Below are 24,469 nucleotides of genomic sequence, written 5' to 3'. Positions count from 1 at the left end.
GATTTGATGGATGGAGGAGATCCTACTGTCCCACCCCAATTTAGTTGCGAGCAATGTGGGGGAGAAATGTATCCAGAGTATTATAAAGGAATACATGGCAACGAATATAAATTATCAGATGTGCACTAGTTACGGCAAACAGAAAAGGACCGCGCAGTTTTTTTTGCGCGGTTTTTCTTAATTTAATCGTGACGGTAGATAGACGAAAGTGACAGTTCATAGTGCACCCGCGACGGTAGATAGACGAAAGTGACAGTTCATAGAGCATCCGCGACGGTAGATAGACGAAAGTGACAGTTCATAGAGCATCCGCGACGGTAGATAGATTGAGTAGAACAGTCTAATTTAACTTTTTATAAAAAGGGATTTCGCTTATTTTATCGAATAAATAACTATACAAGGATAAAAGGAGGCTGATAATTTGATATTAAAAGAAAAAACAGAGCCAGAGAGTCTTATTAGGCTAAGAAGATTAGTTACGCGCTTACAAGATCCATCTCCCTATTTACATGAACTCCGGAATCGCGAGCAGGGTTACAAATATGAATGCCAACTTCAATTTTTCCTCGATCGAATTCTCTATCAATACCGGTCAATTATAATTCTTCACGATATTAGAATCCCTATTAAACGAACTTCTTTTCAAATGGATTGTTTACTTCTCACACCAAATTTCGGTTTAATTATTGAAACGAAAGGATTATCAGGTAAAATGTCATTCACACAAAACGGGCAATTCTTTCATTACGATAAAGGGGAGATATATAATCCGATTTCGCAAGTGATAGAACAACGTGACAGACTATCAGATTTTTTAAGTCTAGATAATTACCAGTTTGAATATGTAGTATGTTTAGGTAATCCTAGTGTTTCTCTGTCAACAGATAGTAGTAGTGAATGGGTGCTAGACAGAGTGATTCCTTTCGATCAATTAAAAGATTTTATAGGAAGATTATTTAAGAAATATCCACAACCCTTAATCGAAAAAAACAGAATGATAAATATCGGCAAATATCTAAAATCAAGCCATAAAGATGATTTACACCGATTTTATAATATAAGTTCCTCGATAGTAGAACCTGGTGTGATATGTCCTGAATGCTTCAGATTAAGAATGGAACGAACTAGGTATAGATGGAGATGTATGCATTGTGGTCACATATCAAAAGATGCTCATTTAGAAGATATTCTTGATTGGTTTAGTATGATTAATCATGTTAAAATCACCAACTCGGAGTGTAAATTTTTCTTAGCAATTGATAGTTCCAGAACAGCAACGACACTTCTTAAAAACTGTGAACGATTATCTTTAGTTGATAAAAAGAGGTGGTCCTATTATATTCTCAAATGAATCTTTGATTATTTTAGTTACTATTGTCGAACTCTATGAACTGTGATCCTGCTCTATGAACCGTCGCATAAGCTCTATGAACTGTGATCCTGCTCTATGAACCGTCGCATAAGCTCTATGAACTGTCGTGTAAGCTCTATGAACTGTGATTCTGTCCTATGAACTGTCGCATAGGCTCTATGAACCGTCAGACAGGTGGAAACAGATTATCCCACTAATCCTACCCTATACTTTCTCTAAAATAAAACTTATCCCCCATTACCGAATGTTTTTTCTAAATTATCAAAAAATATACGGAATTACGAATGTTTTTTAATATTTCCTTGTCATTCATTCGTAAAAAGTATAGAATATGTATAAAATGTAGAACAAAAGAGCAGGGACTTGATATTTTTTACGAATATTGAGCGTTGCATCCAGTAAGGGGGACCATTAAAAATGGATCATTTAAAAGAGTTCGATGCTGAGCTTTATCAAGCGATGGAGCAAGAGCGAAAAAGACAAAACGACAAAATTGAATTGATCGCTTCAGAAAACTTTGTGTCGAAAGCAGTAATGGAAGCACAAGGTTCTGTGTTAACAAACAAATATGCAGAAGGTTACCCAGGTCGTCGCTATTATGGTGGTTGCGAGTATGTAGATGTAGCAGAAAATCTAGCGCGCGACCGAGCGAAAGAATTATTTGGTGCAGAGCATGCCAATGTTCAACCACACTCCGGTTCACAAGCAAACATGGCTGTATATCTTGCAGCACTTGAGCCAGGTGATACGATTTTAGGTATGAACTTAAGCCATGGTGGACACTTGACTCACGGTAGTCCAGTTAACTTCAGTGGGAAATTATTTAACTTTGTTGATTACGGTGTAGACAAAGACACAGAACAAATCGATTACGATGCCGTTTTAGCAAGAGCAAAAGAAGTACAGCCGAAGATGATTGTGGCAGGTGCAAGTGCGTACCCACGTGTTATTGACTTTAAAAAGTTTCGCGAAATTGCAGATGAGGTTGGAGCTTACTTAATGGTAGATATGGCACACCTTGCTGGTCTCATTGCGGTAGGCCTTCATCCAGATCCAGTGCCACATGCACATTTTGTGACAACTACAACACACAAAACATTACGCGGACCACGTGGCGGAATGATTTTATGTAAAGAAGAATTTGCTAAGCAAGTAGATAAACAAATTTTCCCAGGTATTCAGGGTGGACCGTTAATGCATGTGATTGCTGCAAAAGCAGTAGCGTTTAAAGAAGCTTTAGATCCTTCGTTTAAAGAATATGGAGAAAATATTATCCGCAATGCTAAGCGTTTTGGTGAAGCATTACAAGCAGAAGGAATTCGTATTGTATCAGGCGGAACAGATAACCACCTATTACTTTTAGATGTTCGTGGATTAAACCTATCTGGTAAAGATGCAGAAAAAGCGTTAGACGAAGTAGGTATCACTACGAATAAAAATACAATTCCATTTGATCCAGAGAGTCCATTTATTACGAGTGGTGTTCGTGTAGGTACGGCTGCAGTAACAACTCGTGGCTTTGGCGAAAGTGAAATGGAAGAAGTAGCAAAAATAATTGCAATGACGTTGAAAAATCCAGAAGATGAGGCGACATTAAACGAAGCAAGACAACGAGTAGATGCACTTAATGCAAAATTCCCGTTATACCAAGATTAATCTTAATTACACCTAGGAGCTGCTAACATAGTGGCTCCTATTTTTTTATAAATAGTATCTAAATGAGGAGATGAGGAATATGAGAATTTTCACAAAATGCTTTGTTTGTAAGAGTAGAATCAATAAAAATAAGGCAAGGAAATATAGACACGAAGGAGAAAAAATTCACGTTTGCGAACAATGTACACCTTATGCAGAAAGAAGAGCGTTTGTCCCCTATTAACATTTCTTCGACAAAATTCAAAAACTCTCTTTATATTTACTTGAAAGGTATAGTAGTTTTTTAGTACAATTTGAAGGATGAACATTATAAAATGCCAAATGTTACGCAACCTATACCAAAAAGGAGAGAACTTCATGAGCAACGTGTTCGTTCTAGATCATCCGTTAATTCAACACAAACTTACATATATCCGAAGTAAAGACACAGGAACTAAGGAATTTCGTGCATTAGTAGAAGAAGTTTCTACGTTAATGGCTTTCGAGATTACTCGTGATCTTCCATTAGAGGAAATTACAATTGATACTCCAGTTACAACTGCTAAAACAAAAGTATTAAGTGGGAAGAAAATTGGAATTATCCCAATTTTACGAGCAGGACTTGGCATGGTTGATGGGATGCTGAATCTTATTCCAGCTGCAAAAGTTGGACATGTTGGTTTATACCGTGATCCGGAAACATTACAGCCAGTTGAATATTACTTAAAGCTTCCTGGTGATATTCATGAACGTGAATTAATTGTAGTAGATCCAATGCTAGCTACTGGGGGTTCTGCGAGTGACGCAATTGATTCCTTGAAAAAGCGTGGAGCAGAACATATTAAATTAATGTGTCTACTTGCCGCACCAGAAGGCGTTGAAAAAGTTCAACAAGATCATCCTGACGTAGATATTTATTTAGGAGCTCTTGATGAGAGACTGAATGAGAAAGGTTATATTATTCCAGGCTTAGGCGATGCTGGTGACCGTTTGTTTGGTACAAAATAATTGAAACCTGATAATGATTTTGAGGAGAGTATAAAAATGGCAAAACCGATTAAAGTAATGACGATTTTTGGAACGAGACCAGAGGCAATAAAAATGGCTCCACTTGTTTTGGAATTAAAAAAACGACCAGAACAGTTTGAGGCAATTGTAACTGTGACGGCACAACATCGTCAGATGCTCGATCAAGTGCTCAAAATTTTTGATATTACACCTGATTATGATTTGAATATTATGAAAGAACGCCAAACATTAGCGCAAATTACAACACGTGCACTGGAAGGTTTGGATCAAGTAATGAAAGAAACTGAACCAGATATCGTGCTTGTACATGGGGATACAACGACTACATTTGCCGCTTCTTTAGCTGCCTACTATAACCAGATTGCAATAGGTCACGTAGAAGCAGGCTTAAGAACGTGGAATAAATATTCACCGTTCCCAGAAGAAATGAATCGCCAATTAACAGGAGTAATGGCCGACTTACACTTATCACCAACAGATAAGTCGAAACAGAACCTATTAAATGAAAACAAAAAAGAGAATACTATATTTGTTACTGGTAACACAGCGATTGACGCACTATCTACAACAGTGTCAGAAGAATATTCTCACCCGATTCTTGAAAAAGTTGGCGATAAACGTCTTGTATTAATGACGGCACACCGACGTGAGAATTTAGGCGAGAATATGAAGCAAATGTTCCGTGCTATTAAGCGCCTAGTAGACACGCATGAAGACATTCACGTTGTTTACCCAGTACACTTGAATCCGGTTGTACAAGAAACCGCAAAAGATATTTTAGGAAATAATGATCAAGTTTCTTTAATAGAACCGCTTGATGTAGTAGACTTTCATAATTTCGCGTCCCGTGCGAATATTATCTTAACCGATTCTGGTGGAGTTCAAGAAGAAGCACCTTCTTTAGGAGTCCCAGTGTTAGTATTGCGCGATACAACAGAACGTCCTGAAGGTATTGAAGCAGGTACATTAAAACTAGCTGGAACCGAAGAAGATAATATCTTTAATCTTGCAAATCAGCTATTAACAGATGAAAAGGAACATGAAAAAATGGCGCATGCGTCGAATCCGTATGGAGATGGAAAAGCTTCAGAACGAATCGCAGATGCAATTCTTTATCATTTTCAGCGAACAGACAAAAAGCCTGAATCCTTTTAATTACTTACAAAAAAAGGTTTTTAAAATCGAAAAATAGGTTATATTACTTTCAAGGCAGGTTATCTTTTTTGTAGAAAAAGGATAGCCTGTCTCTTTCTTTTTAATCAAAAATCCCCCTCACCCGGATCATCTGCTAACAAAACGTACATACCTATCCTGTTTTTGTACATGCTACAAAGGAAAGGTTGTGCGGAAAATGATGGTTCTCTTATCCTCGATGATTTTGTTTTTTAATGCGATAACCTTACAAGAGGAGATTCCACTTATTATTGAAGTTGAAGATAATCCCCATGAAATTGCAAAAAATATAGAAGCATATCATCCATCAATTACGATATTGGCTATTTATGATACCGTTTTTCAAGGAGTTGCAATTGAAGCTAGTCCAAGAGATTTAAAGCAATTGCAACGAACGATATCCTATAAAAAAACCTATCCAGTCCGTGAGTACAAGACGCAAGAGACAAACAATATAAATAATAGTGTGCCTTTTATAATGGAACATGTAAGTAGTCATTGGACAGGCAAGGGTGTGAAGGTTGGTGTCATTGACACTGGTGTGGATTATACACATCCCGATTTACGATTAAACTATCGAGGCGGTTATGACTTAGTGGACTTTGATGGAGATCCCATGGAGACGACGATTGAAGAAGGAATTCCTACCACACACGGGACACACGTAGCAGGAATTATAGCAGCAAACGGTCAAATGAAGGGGATTGCTCCAGATGCAGAGTTATACGCTTATCGAGCATTAGGACCAGGTGGAACAGGTACTTCTGTACAAGTGATGGCCGCAATTGAACAGGCTGTTAAAGATGGAATGGACGTAATTAATTTATCACTTGGAAATACGATAAATGGGCCGGATTGGCCGACAAGTGTTGCAGTAAATCGAGCAACAGAAGAGGGAATAGCTGTTGTGATTGCAAATGGGAATAGCGGCCCGAATCAATGGACTGTAGGTTCTCCAGCCTCTGCAGATCAAGTAATTTCTGTAGGTGCATCTACACCTCCGTTAGAGCTTCCTTATTTTTATGAACCTTTTTCTAAAAAAAGAATCGATGTACTACCTTTGCAAGGTGCACCACCATTTACGTTAAATAAAGCGAATCAAATAATCCAGTCGCCTTTAGAAGACGAGCAATTACCACGAAATAGTATTGTATTATATGAAAGAGGAGAAACTCCCTTTGCTGAGATGGTTTTAGAAGCGCAAGAAAAAGGCGCTGAGGCTGTATTCATAATGAACAACGAAGAAGGGATGTTTCAAGGAGGAGTAGACGCGAGAGTAGAAATTCCGGTTGCTGCCATCTCAAAGGAAGATGGAGAATGGCTGAAAAACCAACCAGAGAATAGATATATAGAGCAAAAAGTAGAAATCGTTCAGGATACGGTTACAGATTTTAGCTCCAGAGGTCCAGTTACAGTAAATTGGAATATAAAACCAGATGTAGTTGCGCCAGGTGCCAGTATACTTAGTACGATACCAGGCGGATATGATAGCTATAACGGTACAAGTATGGCTGCACCACATGTTGCGGGTGTTGTTGCATTGTTAAAACAGGCACATCCTGACTGGACGGTAGAACAATTAAAAGCAGCTTTAGCTTCGACTGCAACACCATTAGATAATGCGTTGCCAATTGATCAAGGAGCAGGTAAGATAAATGTGGAGGCCGCAATAAACGCAGATACACTTGTATATAATAACTTTTTACATTTTGGCAAAGTAGAGAGCCCGTTAGAAAGAAAAAAATTTCAAGTTGAAGTTGAGAATTTATCTGATGAAGAAATGACATATCGATTTCAACATCCAGAGAATGACCCAGCAATTCGGTTTTATTTGCCTGCATCTTTCACCTTGAAACCAAATGAAAGAAAGAAGATTTCAGTGGAAGCAGCAATTCAAACAAACCGAGCGCAGTCAATGGAACAAGGGTATCTATTTCTTAACGATATTCCACTACCATATTTGCTCTTAACAGAAGAGGCTGACATTCCTCAAGCAATGGGATTAGAATGGGGAATGGAACCAATTAATGGAACAATTCAATACCAGTTCTACTTAGTCGAAAATGCCAACAAAATCACAGTGGATTTATATGACGCAAGAACTTTTGCGTATAACGGGGAAATAATTACGTTAAAGGATGTTACTCAAGGGGTCATTGAAGGTGAGTTAGAAGCGGAAAAATTACCTCCTCCTGGAGAGTACATTGCAAATATCACGATAGAAACGGATAAAGAGATATTCTCCTATCAAGAAATTTTCTCTTATTATGAGGAAGAGGAAGAGTGAAATAAACGAGTTCTTAATAGGAATCGTAATCATGAAGATGATATCGATTCCTATTTTTTTGACTTTAAAATGTGTTCCTTCGACATTTTTCTATTTTTAAAATAAATTAATAAAGTTAGCGATGTGTCTACGTCGATTCAAGATATTGAAAGTATTTCACGTTCGATAGCCGAAGAACTAGAAAATGTCCGAACAATCGCTGAGAAAAGTGTAGAAACAAATCAGGAGAGCTCTGCCGCAACACAAGAACAATTGGCGACAATGGAAGAAATATCTTCATCCGCACAGTCCTTGTCTGTATTAGCAGAGGATTTACAGCAAGTAATTGCACATTTTAGAATTAAGTAAAAAGTTCGTCAATAACAGTTTGCTGAATGTGAACTCATTCCATGCTTGCTTACAAATGAATAGTAACGATCTAGCACAAGCATTCTATCTCTAGCGAAGTTGTAGAGATTTATGGAGCTTGTGCTTTTCTATTTGTAATGCCTCTGCGCAAAGAACGCCACGTCAAGTCTTACTTAGAGCAAAACGCTTACGCTTTTATTGGTGTTTGTCCATATTTCGTGAAATTCTGTTTTAGTGAAATGAGTAAGGAATAAATCATCGAACATTGTCACAATTTTGTCAAAATCGAAGATGTAACTCAAAGCTAGCAATAGAGACTAAGATGCTTGTTATACCGGTTTTTGAAAAGGATAAGATAATGCAGAAGAATAGCGAAAATTAATTGACATTAACCAACCCCTATTGTATGCTAATTTAGTGTGGGTGTTAAGGGTTTACAGCTGTGTTTTAAATGGTTTTGTTACATAAATGAACAACGAAGAAAACGTTGTTTACATATTTATTAAAGGTGTGGATAAAGTTGCCATCCAAACGCAACAACCTGTATAAAGGAATGGCGATTGGAAGCGCCATTTTGTCTCAGCTGGTAGGTGCACCTCTGATAGGGATTTTTATCGGACGTTATCTTGATAACCATTACTCCACCAAACCTTTATTTTTGATAACCGGTTTGTTACTTGGACTAGCTGCTGGATTATACGGAACATTTCATTACGTAAAAGAGTTAACGGGAGACGAAAATTAATGAATGAATACAACAATATGATAGCCCGACAACGTAAGTGGATGTTCTACCTTTTAGCATTAATGGTCCTCGGATGGGGTTTCACTCCCTATCAAACGGTTTTCCTCGGACTCCTTCTTGGAACGACCCTAAGCTTTTTTAACCTTTGGGTAATGCAACGCAAGATCAATCGATTCGGACAAGCTATTTCTGAAGGTGAGAAAGTATACGGAATCGGTACCTTTACTAGGCTTGCATCAGCAGCAGTAGCAGTCGTAATAGCTATGCGATACGATATGTATTTCCATATGATTGGAGTTATTTTTGGATTAATGACAACTTATGTTGTTATTATGATAGATTTTTTTATCTTTGAAGTCAAAACTGGCAAGGGGAAGTGAGGTGAAGGGAATTGGATCATAAATCACCCATGTTAAATGATTTGTTTGGGATTCCGTGGCTTGATTTTAACTTATCAACCTCATTGATGACGATTGTATCAGCCGTAATCGTTTTCTTTATATGTTTCTTTGCAACGAGAAACTTGCAAATGAAGCCAAAAGGATTCCAAAACTTCATGGAGTGGATTGTTGATTTCGTAAGAGGGATTGTTAGTGATACGATGGATTGGAAGACAGGGAAAGTATTTCTTCCACTAGGATTAACCCTACTTGTTTATATATTTATAAGTAACATGTTGGGGATTATGACAGTAGTTGTGGTGGATGATTATCTGTGGTGGAAGTCACCGACCTCAGATGCAGTCGTTACCTTAACACTATCCGCAACCATTGTTGTCCTAACCCACTACTATGGAGTGAAAGTGAAAGGGGTAAAGGAATATGTGAAGGATTACTTCCGACCTGTTCCGTTTATATTTCCTTTCAAAATTATTGAAGAGTTTACGAACACCATGACACTAGGTTTACGTCTCTTCGGTAACATTTTTGCGAAAGAAATTTTACTATCTTTAATTATTAAGTTGGCCTTTGTAGCGACACCGGTCACCTTCCTAGCAGTCATACCTATGATGGCATGGCAAGGATTTGGTTTATTCATCGGAGCAATTCAAGCATTTATCTTTACTATGTTAACAATGGTTTATATGTCTCATAAAGTGAGTTCTGACCATTAAAAATAATATTATTTTATGTATACACTTTAAAGGAGGAAATGAAACATGGGAGCTTTAGCAGCAGCAATTGCAATTGGTTTAGCAGCATTAGGAGCAGGTTTTGGTAACGCAATGATTGTTAGTCGTACATTAGAGGGGATAGCTCGTCAACCTGAATTAAGAGGTCCACTACAAACAATTATGTTTATCGGGGTAGCGCTAGTAGAGGCGATTCCTATTTTCGCGGTTGTTATTGCCTTTATGGTAATGAACCAATAATTTGAACTGTTCAAGAATGGCGAAGTTCGTCTAAGACAACCTTCGCCATTCATTTGTAAATGAAGTTAATTGTGAAATTGAAATAGATGAAGAATGAATTGCGGAAGGAGTGAACACTGTGCAACTATTAGCAGGTGGACTCACCATTTTTGCGTCCATTGGTGGCCTACATTTGGGAGACATGTTAGTTGTTTTAGTCAGTTTTCTATTATTGCTTGCCCTATTAAAGAAATTCGCATGGGGTCCATTAATGAATCAAATGGAAAAGCGTGAGAACTATATTGCAAGTGAAATTGAAACAGCAGAGAAAAATCGTTTAGAAGCTGAAAAGGCAGTTAATGAAGCAAATGAACGATTGAAGTCAACGCGTCAAGACGCACAACAACTCATTGAAGACGCAAAGAAAGCAGCTCAACAACAAGAGCAATCGATTATTCAAGCGGCAGAAGCAGCAGCAGCCCGAATCAAAAAGTCTGCAGAAGAAGAAATTGCTCGAGAAAAAGAAAAAGCAATCGAAGCTTTACAAGCACAAGTGGCTACTTTATCAGTACAAATTGCTACGAAAGTTATTGAGAAAGAAATTAGTGCTGAAGATCAAGAACAGTTAATCAGTGAGTATATTAAAGAGGTAGGAGAAGAGCGATGAGTAATACGACCGTAGCAAAACGTTATGCAGACGCTCTTTTCCAAATCGCGCAGGAAAAAAATGTGTTAGATACCTTGGAGCAAGAATTAGTAGCTGTAAAGCAGGTTTTTCAATCTGATAAATCTTATGTAGAATTTCTAGAACATCCTAAGGTTGATTTAGCAAAGAAAAAAGAAATTTTGCAACAAGCTTTTACAGGCTTTTCTAAAGAAGTACTACATACACTTTTTCTGCTCGTTGATCGTAAAAATGCTTCGCTTGTAAACGATGTGGTAGATTATTATATTCTCTTTGCTAATGAAGCAAGAGGAACGAAGGTAGCAACTGTTTATTCTGCAAGAGCTTTATCTGAAGAAGAACAGAATCAACTTGTAGCTACTTTTACAAAGAAATTAAACATTCAAACGTTAAAAATTAAAAACATAACAGATCCAGCAATCATTGGCGGATTGAAGATTAAAATCGACAATACCGTATATGATGGATCGATCAAAGGTAAATTAGAACGCATCGAGCGTACTATTATAGCAGCAAACTAAGAACGATAGGGGTGAAATGGCATGAGCATTAAAGCTGAAGAAATCAGTGCACTGATTAAACAGCAAATTGAAAACTATGACTCTGATATACAAGTATCTGATGTCGGTACAGTTATCGAAATTGGTGACGGTATCGCACGTGCACATGGATTAGATAATGTTATGTCAGGTGAGCTAGTTGAATTCTCTAACGGTGTCATGGGTATGGCACAGAACTTAGAAGAATCTAACGTTGGTATCGTAATTCTTGGACCATATACAGAAATTCGTGAAGGTGACGAAGTTCGTCGTACAGGACGTATTATGGAAGTGCCAGTAGGTGAGGAATTAATTGGTCGAGTAGTAAATCCACTAGGACAACCAATCGATGGTAAAGGCCCAGTAGAAACTACAAAAACTCGTCCAATCGAATCTGCTGCACCAGGTGTAATGGATCGTAAATCTGTTCATGAGCCACTTCAAACAGGTATTAAGGCGATTGACGCTCTTGTGCCAATTGGACGTGGTCAGCGTGAGTTAATTATCGGGGACCGTCAAACTGGTAAAACTACGGTAGCAATCGATACGATTCTAAACCAAGCAGATCAAAATATGATTTGTATTTATGTTGCAATTGGACAAAAAGACTCCACAGTTCGTGGTACAGTTGAAGTATTACGCCAATATGGAGCTTTAGACTATACAATCGTTGTATCAGCTGGAGCAAGTGAGCCTGCACCACTACAATACCTTGCACCATATGCAGGTGTTTCTATGGGTGAGGAATTTATGTACAACGGAAAGCACGTACTAGTTGTATATGATGATTTAACGAAACAAGCAAATGCTTATCGTGAACTATCACTATTATTACGTCGTCCTCCAGGACGTGAAGCTTTCCCAGGTGATGTATTCTACCTTCACTCTCGTCTATTAGAGCGTGCAGCAAAGCTTAGTGATGCAAAAGGTGGCGGTTCTCTAACTGCATTACCATTTGTTGAAACACAAGCTGGGGACATCTCCGCATATATTCCAACAAACGTTATTTCGATTACAGATGGCCAGATTTTCTTACAGTCTGACTTATTCTTCTCTGGAGTTCGTCCAGCGATTAATGCGGGTCTTTCTGTATCACGTGTTGGTGGATCTGCACAGATTAAAGCAATGAAGAAAGTTGCTGGTACTCTACGTCTTGATTTAGCTTCTTTCCGTGAATTAGAAGCATTTGCGCAGTTCGGTTCAGACTTGGATAAATCAACCCAAGCGAAATTGAACCGTGGTGCTCGTACAGTAGAAGTATTAAAGCAGGGACTTCATGAACCATTATCTGTTGAAAAACAGGTAGTAATTATTTATGCATTAACGAAAGGTCACTTAGATGACATTCCTGTAGAAGACATTACTCGCTTTGAAAAAGAACTATTAGATTGGATGAGCAATAACAAATCTGAGATTCTTGATTCAATCCGAGAAACAGGAAATCTACCAGAAGAAAGTGACATGAATAACGCTATTGAAGATTTCAAAAAGCAATTTATCGTATCTGAATAAACCCATGAAGCCGGAATTTCCGGCTTGATGGTACACAGCAATGCTGTCGTCCATTCAATTTCTGAGTGGACCAACGATTGCCTAACACCATATATGTGATAGGGAAAGGCGGTGAAATGAGTGGCATCACTTAGAGATATTAAATCGCGAATTACTTCCACACAGAAAACAAAACAAATAACAAAGGCGATGCATATGGTTTCCGCTGCGAAGTTATCAAAAGCAGAGGATGCTGCAAAAGCATTTATGCCTTACAGTGATAAAATCAAAGAAGTCGTTACAAGTATCGCGAACAGTGATCAAGATAACGAACATCCTATGATGACAACTAGAGAAGTAAAGAAAACAGCTTACTTTGTTATCACTTCTGACCGTGGTTTAGCAGGAGCTTTTAATAGTGGAATACTTCGCGAAGTGTACCGCACGATTCAAGAAAGACATACGTCTCCGGATGAGTATACAGTAATTGCAGTTGGACGTATGGGTAGGGACTTCTTTACAAAGCGTGGAATATCTGTACTTAAAGAAGTTACTGGTCTTTCGGATCAGCCAACATTTAATGACATTAAAGAGTTGACCTCTGAAACAGTTCAGTTATTTGTAGACGGTGAGATAGATGAACTGATACTTTGCTATAACCATTTTATCAGTGCGATATCCCAAGAAGTTACAACGAAGAAGGTATTACCTTTAACCGAATTATCAGAGGAAACAACGAGCAACAATAGTGAATATGAGTACGAACCGAACCAAATGGAAATTTTGGACGTGTTATTGCCACAATACGCAGAAAGTCTAATTTTTGGTGCATTACTTGATAGTAAGGCAAGTGAGCATGCATCAAGAATGACTGCAATGAAGAGTGCCACAGACAATGCGGATGAGCTTATCGATGACTTATCCTTACAATATAACCGTGCTCGTCAGGCGGCAATCACGCAAGAAATTACAGAAATCGTTAGCGGTGCGGCCGCATTAGAATAGGCAATAATGAACGGAATGGAACGAATTAGTTAGGAGGGAAATTCATGGCTAAAGGACACGTTACACAAGTTACGGGACCAGTTGTCGACGTCCAGTTCGGCGACGGACATCTTCCGGAAATTTATAACGCGTTAAAAGTGCAATATGAAATAGACGGCACAGCATACGAACTTACGTTAGAGGTTGCATTGCATCTAGGAGATGACTCCGTACGTACGATTGCGATGGCTTCTACAGACGGTATCCAACGTGGAGCAGAAGTAATCGATATGGGTGCACCGATCTCCGTGCCAGTTGGTGAAGAAACACTTGGCCGTGTCTTCAACGTATTAGGTGACAAAATTGATTTGGATGAAGAGCTTGGAGAAGGCATTCGCCGTGAACCAATTCACCGTCCATCACCACAGTTTGAAGATTTAGCAACAGAGACAGAAATATTAGAAACAGGTATTAAAGTAGTTGACCTTCTAGCACCATATATTAAAGGTGGTAAGATTGGTCTGTTTGGTGGTGCGGGTGTAGGTAAAACCGTACTTATCCAGGAGCTAATCAACAACATCGCACAGGAACACGGTGGTATTTCCGTATTCGCAGGTGTTGGTGAGCGTACACGTGAAGGTAATGACCTTTACTACGAAATGAAAGATTCAGGAGTTATTAACAAAACAGCGATGGTATTCGGTCAGATGAACGAACCACCAGGAGCTCGTATGCGTGTAGCACTTACAGGTCTTACAATGGCGGAATTCTTCCGTGATGAACAAGGCCAAGACGTGTTACTGTTTATTGATAACATCTTCCGCTTTACTCAAGCAGGTTCTGAAGTTTCGGCATTATTAGGACGTATGCCATCTGCGGTAGGTTACCAGCCTACACTTGCAACAGAAATGGGTCAGCTTCAAGAACGAATCACATCAACAAATAAAGGTTCTGTTACATCTATTCAAGCAATTTATGTTCCTGCCGATGACTATACAGACCCGGCACCGGCTACAACATTTGCTCACTTGGATGCAACAACGAACCTAGACCGTAAATTATCCGAGCAAGGTATTTATCCTGCGGTAGACCCACTTGCATCTACATCACGTGCATTGGACCCAGCTATTGTAGGAGAAGAACATTATGAAGTAGCTCGTGAAGTTCAGCGTACATTACAGAAATACAAAGAATTGCAAGATATTATCGCAATCCTTGGTATGGATGAATTATCTGATGAGGATAAGTTGACAGTAGCTAGAGCACGTCGCGTACAGTTCTTCCTATCACAGAACTTCCACGTTGCGGAGCAGTTTACTGGTCAACCAGGATCTTATGTACCAGTTCAAGAAACAGTACAAGGATTTAAAGAAATCCTCGAAGGTAAGTATGATGACCTTCCAGAAGATGCGTTCCGTTTAGTTGGACGTATTGAAGAAGTAGTAGAAAAAGCGAAGCAAATGGCGTAAATCGTATCTTATGGATACGTGCTTATTCCAGCCTTAGGAGGGGTTCTGTTGAAAACACTCAAAGTAAGTGTTGTTACTCCGGATGGCCCTGTTCTGGAAGACGAATTTGAAATGGTTAGCTGTAAAGCTGAAACAGGAGAGCTTGGTGTTTTGCCAGGGCATATTCCGCTCGTTGCTCCATTATCCATTAGTGCTGTACGTCTAAAAGGAGAAAGCCCAAAACGACTTGCAATTAGTGGTGGGTTCCTTGAAGTACGACCTGATAAGGTGACAATTCTTGCACAGTCTGCTGAACTACCAGAGCATATTGACGTAGAACGTGCAAGAAGAGCAAAGGAAAGAGCAGAACGCCGTTTACAAGCTAAGCAAGATGAAATTGACTTCAGAAGGGCAGAGTTAGCACTTCAACGTGCAATAAACCGACTGAATGTAACAGAAAACAAATAATAAATAACCATCTCTTATGTAAGAGATGGTTATTTTTATCCTTTGCGAAAACGGAGGAGATTTCCCGGGAAATAGGGGAATTGCGTGAAGATTGTCTATTCATTAGTAGTTAGAAAGGAGTGAGAAGAGATGCATTCATTAGCTCAAGATGGACTTGTAGGCATCATCTCTCATATATTTTTCATTATCGTCACATGGCAAGTTCTACAGTCTATTAACTTTGATGCAATTTTTCGAAAGAACCGACTTATGGAAGCTAGAATTCTATTAATTTTAGTTACAATTGCTATTGGTACAACTGTTAGTAACTTCTTTTTGGATTTCTTCTTTTGGTCTCAACAATTAAGACACTTTTTTTAAGTGAGCGATACATTCTTAACTCTATAAAAAATGTCGAATAAAACATCGTTTAAATACTTTATTTTTTGCCCATGCTAGTATCAAACATTGATACTAAAGGGGTCGAAAAAATGAAGTATTTATTTTTAATTTCCGCACTTACTATTTCTTTCTTATTCTCCTCAATGACAGCTCAAAGTGAATTCCACACAATAGACGATATGGTTGAATTAGCACGTGAACAGAATATGAATCTAGCAAATTGGCAAATGACAATACGAGAATTAGTTTTAATCCAAGATATTACAAGTTTTATAGAATATCAAACAGGGAAGGGATTTTACATAGGCAAAAAGAAAGACGGAAATATTCAATTGAACCGTCAAAAACAATCCGGACTAAACGAAACTTTATTATTAGTGTACACAAATGATAAGGATATGTATCATGTTAGTTATTTTATTTCGAGTGAAGAATATTCCAACGAAATGAAGAAAAACGCAGATAATTATATAAAATCTGTGAAAAATGATGTATTTAGCCAGAATGCTCAAAAATTCTCTTGTATATTTACCAATTTTGATGGTATTATTGATTTTGATGTTTTGAAAAAATCCGCTATAAATCGACTGAATTTGCGGACCATTGAAGAAACAAGAGAAGACCACTTTTGGACATGGTCAGCACATAATCCAAAGTGGGAACACAATATAGAGATAAATGACGAACAAATGAACATACAAATCGCGGTTAAACATACCGAAAATAATCAAAGCAATATTATAATAGGAACACCTATCCTAATTTCTGAATACTAATAATAGTGAATATGTACTGTAGAGGAGAATGAACCTTGGAAAAAATCATCGTACATGGAGGTCGTAAGTTAAACGGCACAGTGCGTGTAGAAGGTGCTAAAAACGCTGTACTGCCTGTACTTGCCGCCAGCATCATTGCCAGTGAAGGAAAAAGCGTAATACATGATGTACCACCATTAGCAGATGTAGAAACAATCAATCAAGTATTAATTAATCTAAATGCAAATGTAACATATACGAATAAAACAGTAACAATAGATGCTTCTAACCCATTATTTACGGAAGCTCCTTTTGAGTATGTTCGTAAAATGAGAGCTTCCGTTTTAGTTTTAGGCCCATTACTTGCAAGATTCGGTCATGCGAAAGTGGCTTTGCCTGGAGGTTGTGCAATAGGCTCACGACCAATTGATTTACACTTAAAAGGCTTTGAAGCAATGGGAGCAAATGTAACAGTTGGAAATGGCTATGTTGAAGTAATAGCTGAGGACCGTCTCGTTGGCGCTAAGATTTATCTAGATATGCCGAGTGTTGGCGCAACAGAAAATATCATGATGGCTGCTGCACTAGCAAAAGGAAAAACAGTAATCGAAAACGCAGCGAAGGAACCTGAAATAGTCGATTTGGCTAACTATCTAAATAAAATGGGAGCTAAAATTGTAGGCGCTGGAACAGAAACAATAAAAATAATAGGCGTTGATAAATTATATGGTGTCGAGCACACAATTATTCCCGATCGGATTGAAGCTGGCACATTTATGGCTGCTGCTGCAATTACAGGCGGTAACATTTTAATTGAAAATGCTGAAATCGACCATATGCGTTCGATTGTCTCCAAAATGGAAGAGATGGGTATTCGTATTATGGAAGAAGAGAACGGTATACGAGTGATTGGGCCAAAAAGGTTAAAACCTACCGACATTAAAACTTTACCACACCCTGGCTTTCCTACTGATATGCAATCCCAAATGATGGCATTAATGTTAATTGCTGAAGGTACTAGCATGATTACAGAAACGGTTTTTGAAAATCGCTTTATGCACGTAGAAGAATTTCGTCGCATGAATGCTAAGTTGAAAATCGAAGGAAGAAGTGTAATCGTGGAAGGCCCTTCCGCATTACAAGGTGCTGAAGTTGCTGCAACAGATTTAAGGGCAGGAGCTGCACTTATTTTAGCAGGACTTTGCGCAGAGGGATACACACGTGTTACGGAACTAAAGCATATTGATCGAGGCTATGTAAATATTACTGAAAAATTAGCTGCCTTAGGTGCAGACATAGAACGAGTAGACGACAGCGTTGGTAGAGTAATTTTGACAGAGAACCCAGATAAAAGTATGGAAATACAATAAAATACACACACCTTAATGTGGATATAGCACCTGACTGTTAGTTAATAACGATTGGGTGCTATTTACGTTATACACATCAAAGGCACAAGTTGTTCGCCACCACAAACTATTCTAGACAATTCCAAGAGATATACACACCCGCATTTGGGGATAACTCCCTTCTTCTAAAAGATATACACAATCAACAAGGTATAACTTTGTCCTCACATAAGATGTGCACAATTTACTCAGTCTCATTCCACCCTCCTGTGGATAATTCTCATATAATGAAAATACTAGTTTTGCTATTATTTAATAGATAGAAATGAACAAGCTCTATTAAAGTTCTATTAACCGTTCTATTCCTCTCGCTACTGAATATAAATAAAGTAGACAAGTAGAAGAGGAGGTAGGACATGAAGAAATGGAAGAAACAACAAAACAATATAAATTGGAAAATATCTAGTATGATTGCAGTTGGTGTATTACTATCGGTAATGTTTCTGCTACCAAGCATAATTGTGTTACCTTTTTCAGGAGATCAGACCGAAACAGATGCTTCGACAAATTCACCAACAAAAAACGAGGAAAAGAATAGAGAAAGAGAACTAACCTCTCCATTTCATGTCAATGTATTTCGCACGACTAATGAAGAAGTAGAGCAAGTACCATTAGAAGAATATGTCGTTCACGTAGTTGCATCGGAAATGCCAGCCGATTTTGAATTGGAGGCATTAAAAGCCCAGGCATTAGCAGCAAGAACGTATGTTGTTCGATTTTTAGTTCAAGGCGTAGATCAAAATATCCCAGGAGGAGCAGATGTCACAGATACGGTAGAACACCAAGTATATAAAAACGAGGATGAACTCCGTGAACTGTGGGGGTCTGACTATCACTGGAAAATAGATAAAATCACACAAGCTGTCTATGAAACACAGGGCAAGATTATCACGTATGACAACCAACCAATCACCCCGGCATTTTTCTCAACTAGTAACGGATATACAGAGAACTCAGAAAATTATTGGCCAAATGAACTGCCGTATTTACGAATAGTAGAGAGTCCGTGGGATGAGGAAATCTCTCCAAAGTTCTTTAACCAGAAAACATTTACGAAACCACAACTTGAAGAATTACTTGGAGTTCCAGTAAATTCAGAAGAGAAGTTTCATTTAACGAGAACAGAAAGCCAACGAGTGGAAACGATGAAGGTTGGTGAAAAGAGTTTCACAGGTAGAGAGGTACGAACAATGCTAGATCTTCCATCCAATGACTTTACGATAACAAAAAAGAATGACCACTACGTCTTTACGACGAGAGGATACGGACATGGTATAGGGATGAGTCAATACGGAGCTAATGGAATGGCCATTGAAGGTAAAACATCATCCGAAATAGTTGCCTACTACTATAAAGGAACAGAAGTACGTTCTTTAGAAGAAGCGGCACCTACTTTACTAGCAAAAACGGATTAAAACAATCAATAATCACCTATTTTGTGAAAAAAATTAATTTTTATGTATAATTTCTTCTCCATTTGTTCACAATGGTTGCTGAGGTGATGGTAATGGAGGAAAAAAATAACGTTTCAAAAAATAGGTGGAAACGTCTAATTAAGAAAAAATGGTTCTTCCCTGCAGTATACTTGGGTGTTGCGGCATTATTGCTAACTGGTGTCTTATGGTATCAAAATATTGTAAACCAAACAAATGATTTTGCAGAAGATATGCAGGAACAGTTTACAGAGCATAATAAAACGGCACCAGACGATGAAGAAGCAACACCAGTCATGCAACAACAAGAAGTTTTGAAAATGCCTGTAGCAGAAGATCTACAAGTAGAAGTAGTAACAAAATTCTACGACTATAATGCTTCAGAAGAAGAGCAAGAACAAGGCCTGATTTTCTATCAGAACAAATTCTCACAAAGCAAAGGTATCGACATTGTATCTACTAGTAATGAAACCTTTGAGGTAAAAGCGGCCCTCTCTGGTAAAGTAGTAGAAATCGATCAAGATCCACTTCTAGGCAATATCGTAAAGCTCGAACATGAAGAAGGCATTAGTACGTATTATGCAAGTCTAGACGACATCATGATTGAGGAAGGTTCAAATATTGCTCAGGGACAGACAATTGGTACAGCAGGTGTAAACGCGCTTGGTGAAGATAACGGTATCCACGTTCATTTTCAGGTTAGAAAAGACGGAACACCCGTAAACCCTGAGAATTTCATCAATCAACCAATCAATAAAATTGTCAATCCACAAACAGGTGAAGAAGATGACAGCGAGCAAGTAGATGAAGCAGAGGAAGAGAACACTGACTTGGATCAAGACGAGGATAGTGACGAAAACACTTCAGAGCAAGAAGATCAACAGCATGAAGAAGCTGATGAGACTGAAGAGCAAGAAGAAGAAAATGCATAAATTTTCGAATGTATGCTAACACTGCGGAAATCCCGTAGTGTTTTTTTCTTTATGTAATAAAGTAGTAGAGGATTTAAATAGAGTTTGTTTAATTTCTGCGCTTGCTAGAATATTTTCTAGCCTGTTCGTTTATACATTGAACATGTTATACTGAAAGTAACATTTACATTTGAGGTGCTTTAAATGGAAAAGCTAAACATAAAGGATCTTAACAATTTTATTGAAAGTCAGAAGTCAAATGTAGAACGAATCATTGCTCGAGATAGAAAAAGTGCAAGGGTCGTTCGTATGCGCGAGCGAGACATCGATGAACAGAAAGTATTAGATATACTATGTATAAAGCGCTGGAAAAAAGCCGAGGAAGATGGGAAAGTGAGATATATCACAGAACGGAAGTGGTATTATGAGTTCGATTGAATATGCGAGATCCTAGCTAGATAAGTTGAATGGGGATTAGATATGAACTACCTAACAAATACATCTCGAATAGATAATACCTTAAATAACTTAAATGCTTGGTTAAATGAATTACAAAAGTAATATTTACCGGCAATATATTCATAACGTAAGGACAAAACATTTCCTCATATTGTGTATTAATCGCATTCAAAAAATGAAGTCAAGCAAGTATCTCGCTCTCTCTGGATAACATGGAAAACTTCTCCAAACATTTTACTCTATAGTACAAATTCCACACCGTTAATATTTTAAGTTTACAAAATCCCTCCACCATTTTTGTGGGGGATTTTATCATTCCGACACGATTCTCACTTAATATTACTATTTGCAAATATCATTAACTATTAATCTGATAGCAAGTAACAAACGATCGAGCTTATTCTTAAAAAAATATTAAGATTTGCAGCCAAATAATTTGAGTAGTATGTTAATATGTCGATTCACTACGCGTTTTGACGAACGATTTTAGACATAAACCTATTGAAAATAATCTCAAATGTGAAATAATTAGTGACGGGGGAAAGGAGAAGGAAAGATGTTACAAATTGCAAATGAACAAGATTTAATTTCGCATTATTTGCATCATGATACACAGTTAAAGTTTCACCAATTTTTGACCATGATACAGATAGAGAATGATGAAGTATCAAACTTGCCTCTCGCACTACAATTTTTAAGACAGACAACTTCGGAAACAGATTTGAGACTCGCCTTAGAATTTTGTTATATCAACTACTGTTACGATGACTTAGCATATTTTATAGAGAAAAACGAGAAAAGTCTTTATCCATTAAATCGCAAGTATGCTATGTTTTATCAACTAATGTTGGATATACAAAAAGGCGCGTCACCACAAAAGATTCGATCGTGTGTAAGAAGTATTCAATGTGACAATCCAGAATTAACTTGCTTGAAATATTTAGTTTTTATTGAGGTAGATTTAAGTATCCATCACTATCACCGCATTGGAACCTACATAGATAAGATTCAACAACTTCTCAATCAACTAGACCATCCATTATTAGTTAGTTTTCTTCAAGTGCGAATCCAGATTTTAAACTTTTATTACTATTGGAAACAGAATGAACTGATTTTAGCCAGAAAATATGCGTATCATTATTTGCAGATGCCATACCATATTAAACAAAAAGCACAAATTCATCTGCAGTTAGCATATACTTATATATATGAAGATGTAGACTCATCTTTGTATCACCTACAGGAAGCGGAAAAGATTGCTACTTCCCTGGAGGATAAAATGCTATTAGATATCCTTATGAATAAGGCGTATCCTTTTATTTGTGCGCATTTTGGGATTATCCATGGGGTATCGACAGAAGATAAATTGGAGAAGGCTCATCTGGAAATTGTAAAAGGAAACATGCAAAAAGCGGTAAGCTTGTTACAAAAGCTACCGGAGCCTACACCATTTTCACAGTACTATTTAGGATTAGCGACACAACAACAGGATTATCATTTTCAATCCTATAGAAATTTCATCCATACAAGGAAAGATCACTTTTTTGCAAAATTACCGATGATGGCATTGGAAACTATGTAATTAAGTAGGGAATGGAGGAAGCGAATGACACAAATACGCAGGCATGATCCAGATTATGGAGATATCGGTTAGATGACAGGTACTTACTTGTCATCTTTTCTTTTTACTAGTTTGAATAATGCTGACAAAATGTTTCGTAATCTAAAAGCTTCGAGACTTGTCCAGCAAAAATTGTTGTCATATCAATGCTTTTTCCATAATAGAATGTATCAACCACAACCAATTTATTGTCTAGGGTGAAATCCAAATGGAAAATGAAAGCATCCTATTTTTGATATAAAACTACATATAAAAAATCTTGTCTCTGCCCACACCTTGGACTGACAACTTAGGGAGGCGAGTGTGTTGCATGACTACATCAAAGAGAGAACATTAAAGATTGGTAGGTATATTGTCGAAACGAGAAAAACGGTTCGTGTAATCGCAAAAGAATTCGGTGTATCGAAAAGTACGGTCCATAAAGATCTAACAGAGAGATTACCGGAATTACATCCAGAGCTTGCTATCGAAGTAAAAGAGATATTAAACCACCATAAAGCCATTCGACATATACGTGGTGGCGAAGCAACTAGAATGAAATACAAATTACATTCAACCTCTTCCGAACCTTCTAATAAGGAACATGTAGTATCAAAATAAAACTTCACATACATATCCTACTTTGGGTCATCATAAAAATAAGTAAAAAGATTCCCTTATCGACAAGAAAATAGAAAATTTTTAAGAAAGATGTAACGTTACAGCCTGTTTTGTGCTATTATATATTTGTATGCATATGGATTCAGAAGGATAGCAATTCTTTTTAAAATGGATGATACCTTATGGCTTCCATCGCGTTAAGGATGGTAAGCCTGATTTTCTGTTTCCCATTACATAAAATCAACTGTAGATCAACTAAAATAAATAGTAAAAATGAACTATAAACCAAACTTTTAAAAATGTAAAATTGAATGAGTTTAGGAGGACCAAGCATGTTTTCTAGAGATATTGGAATAGATTTAGGTACGGCTAACGTGTTAATTCACGTAAAAGGTAAAGGAATTGTATTGGATGAACCATCTGTTGTTGCAATGGATCGCAACACAGGAAAAGTATTAGAAGTCGGTGAAGAGGCACGTCGTATGGTTGGACGAACACCAGGCAATATTGAAGCAATTCGCCCACTAAAAGATGGGGTAATTGCCGATTTTGATGTGACAGAAGCCATGCTTAAATATTTTATTAATAAAATAAATGTAAAAGGATTTATGTCCAAGCCAAGAATGCTTATTTGCTGTCCAACTAATATAACAAAAGTTGAGCAAAAAGCAATCAAAGAAGCTGCTGAAAAATCAGGTGGTAAGAAAATATACCTAGAAGAAGAGCCAAAAGTAGCTGCGATTGGTGCAGGAATGGAAATCTTTCAACCTAGCGGAAACATGGTAGTGGATATCGGTGGTGGTACTACAGATGTTGCGGTACTATCCATGGGCGATATCGTTACTGCTGAATCGATTAAAATGGCCGGAGATAAATTTGACGAAGAAATTCTACAATATGTAAAGCGAAAATATAAGCTGTTGATCGGTGAAAGAACAGCTGAAGATATTAAAATTAATGTAGCTACTGTATTTCCAGGAGCGCGTAAAGAAGAAATTGATATCCGTGGTCGTGATATGGTATCTGGTTTGCCACGTACCATTACGATTCACTCAGATGAAGTGGAAGAAGCGTTAAGAGAACCTATTTCACTTATCGTTCAGTCCGCAAAATCTGTGCTAGAAAAAACACCACCAGAATTATCTGCTGATATTATTGATCGTGGAGTAATTTTAACGGGTGGAGGCGCATTACTTCACGGTGTAGATCAGTTATTAGCAGAAGAACTTAAGGTGCCAGTTTTATTAGCAGAAGAGCCAATGAATTGTGTTGCGAAAGGTACTGGACTAATGTTAGATAACATTGATAAGTTAGAACGTTCCATTGTCTAATACCGACAATTAAT

Annotated in this window: 25 protein-coding genes; all 25 read left to right on the top strand. The window is 37.7% G+C overall.

Annotated features, from left to right (window positions below; genetic code table 11):
- Positions 1-421 precede the first annotated feature (421 nt).
- The 25 genes from GGQ92_RS12135 (at position 422) to mreB (ending at position 24,455) form a co-directional block, all read left to right on the top strand.
- Positions 422-1,351: a nuclease-related domain-containing protein gene (locus GGQ92_RS12135; RefSeq protein WP_184249196.1), complete on the top strand. Its 930-nt coding sequence runs from the start codon at positions 422-424 to the stop codon at positions 1,349-1,351.
- Between the two features lie 438 nt (positions 1,352-1,789).
- Positions 1,790-3,028: a serine hydroxymethyltransferase gene (locus GGQ92_RS12130; RefSeq protein WP_184249193.1), complete on the top strand. Its 1,239-nt coding sequence runs from the start codon at positions 1,790-1,792 to the stop codon at positions 3,026-3,028.
- Positions 3,029-3,385: 357 nt separating this feature from the next.
- Positions 3,386-4,015, top strand: coding sequence for a uracil phosphoribosyltransferase (gene upp, locus GGQ92_RS12125; protein WP_184249190.1), 630 nt, complete (start codon positions 3,386-3,388; stop codon positions 4,013-4,015).
- Positions 4,016-4,051: 36 nt separating this feature from the next.
- Positions 4,052-5,191 carry a non-hydrolyzing UDP-N-acetylglucosamine 2-epimerase gene (gene wecB / locus GGQ92_RS12120; protein ID WP_184249187.1) on the top strand — a complete coding sequence of 380 codons (1,140 nt, stop codon included), beginning with the start codon at positions 4,052-4,054 and terminating at the stop codon, positions 5,189-5,191.
- A 196-nt stretch (positions 5,192-5,387) separates the two neighbouring features.
- Positions 5,388-7,496 carry a S8 family serine peptidase gene (locus GGQ92_RS12115; RefSeq protein ID WP_184249184.1) on the top strand — a complete coding sequence of 703 codons (2,109 nt, stop codon included), beginning with the start codon at positions 5,388-5,390 and terminating at the stop codon, positions 7,494-7,496.
- A gap of 123 nt (positions 7,497-7,619) precedes the next feature.
- Positions 7,620-7,844, top strand: a complete 225-nt coding sequence (locus tag GGQ92_RS12110; protein ID WP_184249181.1) for a hypothetical protein — start codon at positions 7,620-7,622, stop codon at positions 7,842-7,844.
- 520 nt (positions 7,845-8,364) lie between these two features.
- Positions 8,365-8,589 carry an AtpZ/AtpI family protein gene (locus GGQ92_RS12105; protein WP_425486409.1) on the top strand — a complete coding sequence of 75 codons (225 nt, stop codon included), beginning with the start codon at positions 8,365-8,367 and terminating at the stop codon, positions 8,587-8,589.
- Positions 8,589-8,969, top strand: a complete 381-nt coding sequence (locus GGQ92_RS12100) for an ATP synthase subunit I (protein WP_184249178.1) — start codon at positions 8,589-8,591, stop codon at positions 8,967-8,969. The genes GGQ92_RS12105 and GGQ92_RS12100 overlap by 1 nt, the downstream gene beginning before the upstream one ends.
- Before the next feature lie 11 nt (positions 8,970-8,980).
- A complete protein-coding gene (atpB, locus tag GGQ92_RS12095) occupies positions 8,981-9,703 on the top strand; it encodes a F0F1 ATP synthase subunit A (protein ID WP_184249175.1) in 723 nt (240 codons plus the stop codon).
- A 45-nt stretch (positions 9,704-9,748) separates the two neighbouring features.
- Complete coding sequence (atpE, locus tag GGQ92_RS12090; RefSeq protein ID WP_184249172.1) at positions 9,749-9,961, top strand: F0F1 ATP synthase subunit C; 213 nt, start codon at positions 9,749-9,751, stop codon at positions 9,959-9,961.
- 118 nt (positions 9,962-10,079) lie between these two features.
- The gene (atpF, locus tag GGQ92_RS12085; RefSeq protein WP_343068826.1) at positions 10,080-10,607 is read left to right on the top strand and encodes a F0F1 ATP synthase subunit B; all 528 of its coding nucleotides are present in this window, start codon (positions 10,080-10,082) and stop codon (positions 10,605-10,607) included.
- Positions 10,604-11,146 carry a F0F1 ATP synthase subunit delta gene (locus tag GGQ92_RS12080; protein WP_184249169.1) on the top strand — a complete coding sequence of 181 codons (543 nt, stop codon included), beginning with the start codon at positions 10,604-10,606 and terminating at the stop codon, positions 11,144-11,146. The genes atpF and GGQ92_RS12080 overlap by 4 nt, the downstream gene beginning before the upstream one ends.
- A gap of 21 nt (positions 11,147-11,167) precedes the next feature.
- Positions 11,168-12,676: a F0F1 ATP synthase subunit alpha gene (gene atpA / locus GGQ92_RS12075; protein WP_184249166.1), complete on the top strand. Its 1,509-nt coding sequence runs from the start codon at positions 11,168-11,170 to the stop codon at positions 12,674-12,676.
- Positions 12,677-12,796: 120 nt separating this feature from the next.
- On the top strand, positions 12,797-13,660 hold the full coding sequence (locus GGQ92_RS12070) for a F0F1 ATP synthase subunit gamma (RefSeq protein ID WP_184249163.1): 864 nt from the start codon (positions 12,797-12,799) through the stop codon (positions 13,658-13,660).
- 44 nt (positions 13,661-13,704) lie between these two features.
- Positions 13,705-15,108 carry a F0F1 ATP synthase subunit beta gene (gene atpD, locus GGQ92_RS12065; RefSeq protein WP_184249160.1) on the top strand — a complete coding sequence of 468 codons (1,404 nt, stop codon included), beginning with the start codon at positions 13,705-13,707 and terminating at the stop codon, positions 15,106-15,108.
- Between the two features lie 48 nt (positions 15,109-15,156).
- Positions 15,157-15,555 carry a F0F1 ATP synthase subunit epsilon gene (locus GGQ92_RS12060; protein ID WP_184249157.1) on the top strand — a complete coding sequence of 133 codons (399 nt, stop codon included), beginning with the start codon at positions 15,157-15,159 and terminating at the stop codon, positions 15,553-15,555.
- Between the two features lie 129 nt (positions 15,556-15,684).
- Positions 15,685-15,915 (top strand): DUF1146 family protein, encoded by a 231-nt coding sequence (locus GGQ92_RS12055; RefSeq protein ID WP_184249154.1) that lies wholly within the window; start codon positions 15,685-15,687, stop codon positions 15,913-15,915.
- A gap of 110 nt (positions 15,916-16,025) precedes the next feature.
- Positions 16,026-16,712, top strand: a complete 687-nt coding sequence (locus GGQ92_RS12050; protein ID WP_184249151.1) for a YwmB family TATA-box binding protein — start codon at positions 16,026-16,028, stop codon at positions 16,710-16,712.
- A 35-nt stretch (positions 16,713-16,747) separates the two neighbouring features.
- Positions 16,748-18,061 carry a UDP-N-acetylglucosamine 1-carboxyvinyltransferase gene (murA, locus tag GGQ92_RS12045; protein ID WP_184249148.1) on the top strand — a complete coding sequence of 438 codons (1,314 nt, stop codon included), beginning with the start codon at positions 16,748-16,750 and terminating at the stop codon, positions 18,059-18,061.
- Between the two features lie 395 nt (positions 18,062-18,456).
- Positions 18,457-19,515: a stage II sporulation protein D gene (spoIID, locus tag GGQ92_RS12040; RefSeq protein WP_184249145.1), complete on the top strand. Its 1,059-nt coding sequence runs from the start codon at positions 18,457-18,459 to the stop codon at positions 19,513-19,515.
- A gap of 92 nt (positions 19,516-19,607) precedes the next feature.
- Positions 19,608-20,465 (top strand): stage II sporulation protein SpoIIQ, encoded by an 858-nt coding sequence (spoIIQ, locus tag GGQ92_RS12035; protein ID WP_184249142.1) that lies wholly within the window; start codon positions 19,608-19,610, stop codon positions 20,463-20,465.
- Positions 20,466-20,648: 183 nt separating this feature from the next.
- On the top strand, positions 20,649-20,882 hold the full coding sequence (locus GGQ92_RS12030) for a hypothetical protein (protein WP_184249139.1): 234 nt from the start codon (positions 20,649-20,651) through the stop codon (positions 20,880-20,882).
- Positions 20,883-21,459: 577 nt separating this feature from the next.
- A complete protein-coding gene (locus tag GGQ92_RS12025) occupies positions 21,460-22,485 on the top strand; it encodes an AimR family lysis-lysogeny pheromone receptor (protein ID WP_184249135.1) in 1,026 nt (341 codons plus the stop codon).
- A 345-nt stretch (positions 22,486-22,830) separates the two neighbouring features.
- A complete protein-coding gene (spoIIID, locus tag GGQ92_RS12020; protein WP_184249132.1) occupies positions 22,831-23,124 on the top strand; it encodes a sporulation transcriptional regulator SpoIIID in 294 nt (97 codons plus the stop codon).
- Between the two features lie 332 nt (positions 23,125-23,456).
- A complete protein-coding gene (mreB, locus tag GGQ92_RS12015) occupies positions 23,457-24,455 on the top strand; it encodes a rod shape-determining protein (protein ID WP_184249129.1) in 999 nt (332 codons plus the stop codon).
- The last annotated feature ends 14 nt before the right edge of the window (positions 24,456-24,469 follow it).

Source organism: Gracilibacillus halotolerans (genome assembly GCF_014206945.1).
Taxonomy (GTDB): Bacteria; Bacillota; Bacilli; order Bacillales; family Amphibacillaceae; genus Gracilibacillus; species Gracilibacillus halotolerans.
Note: the sequence above shows the minus strand (reverse complement) of the source record. Positions and strands in the feature narration are given on the sequence as shown.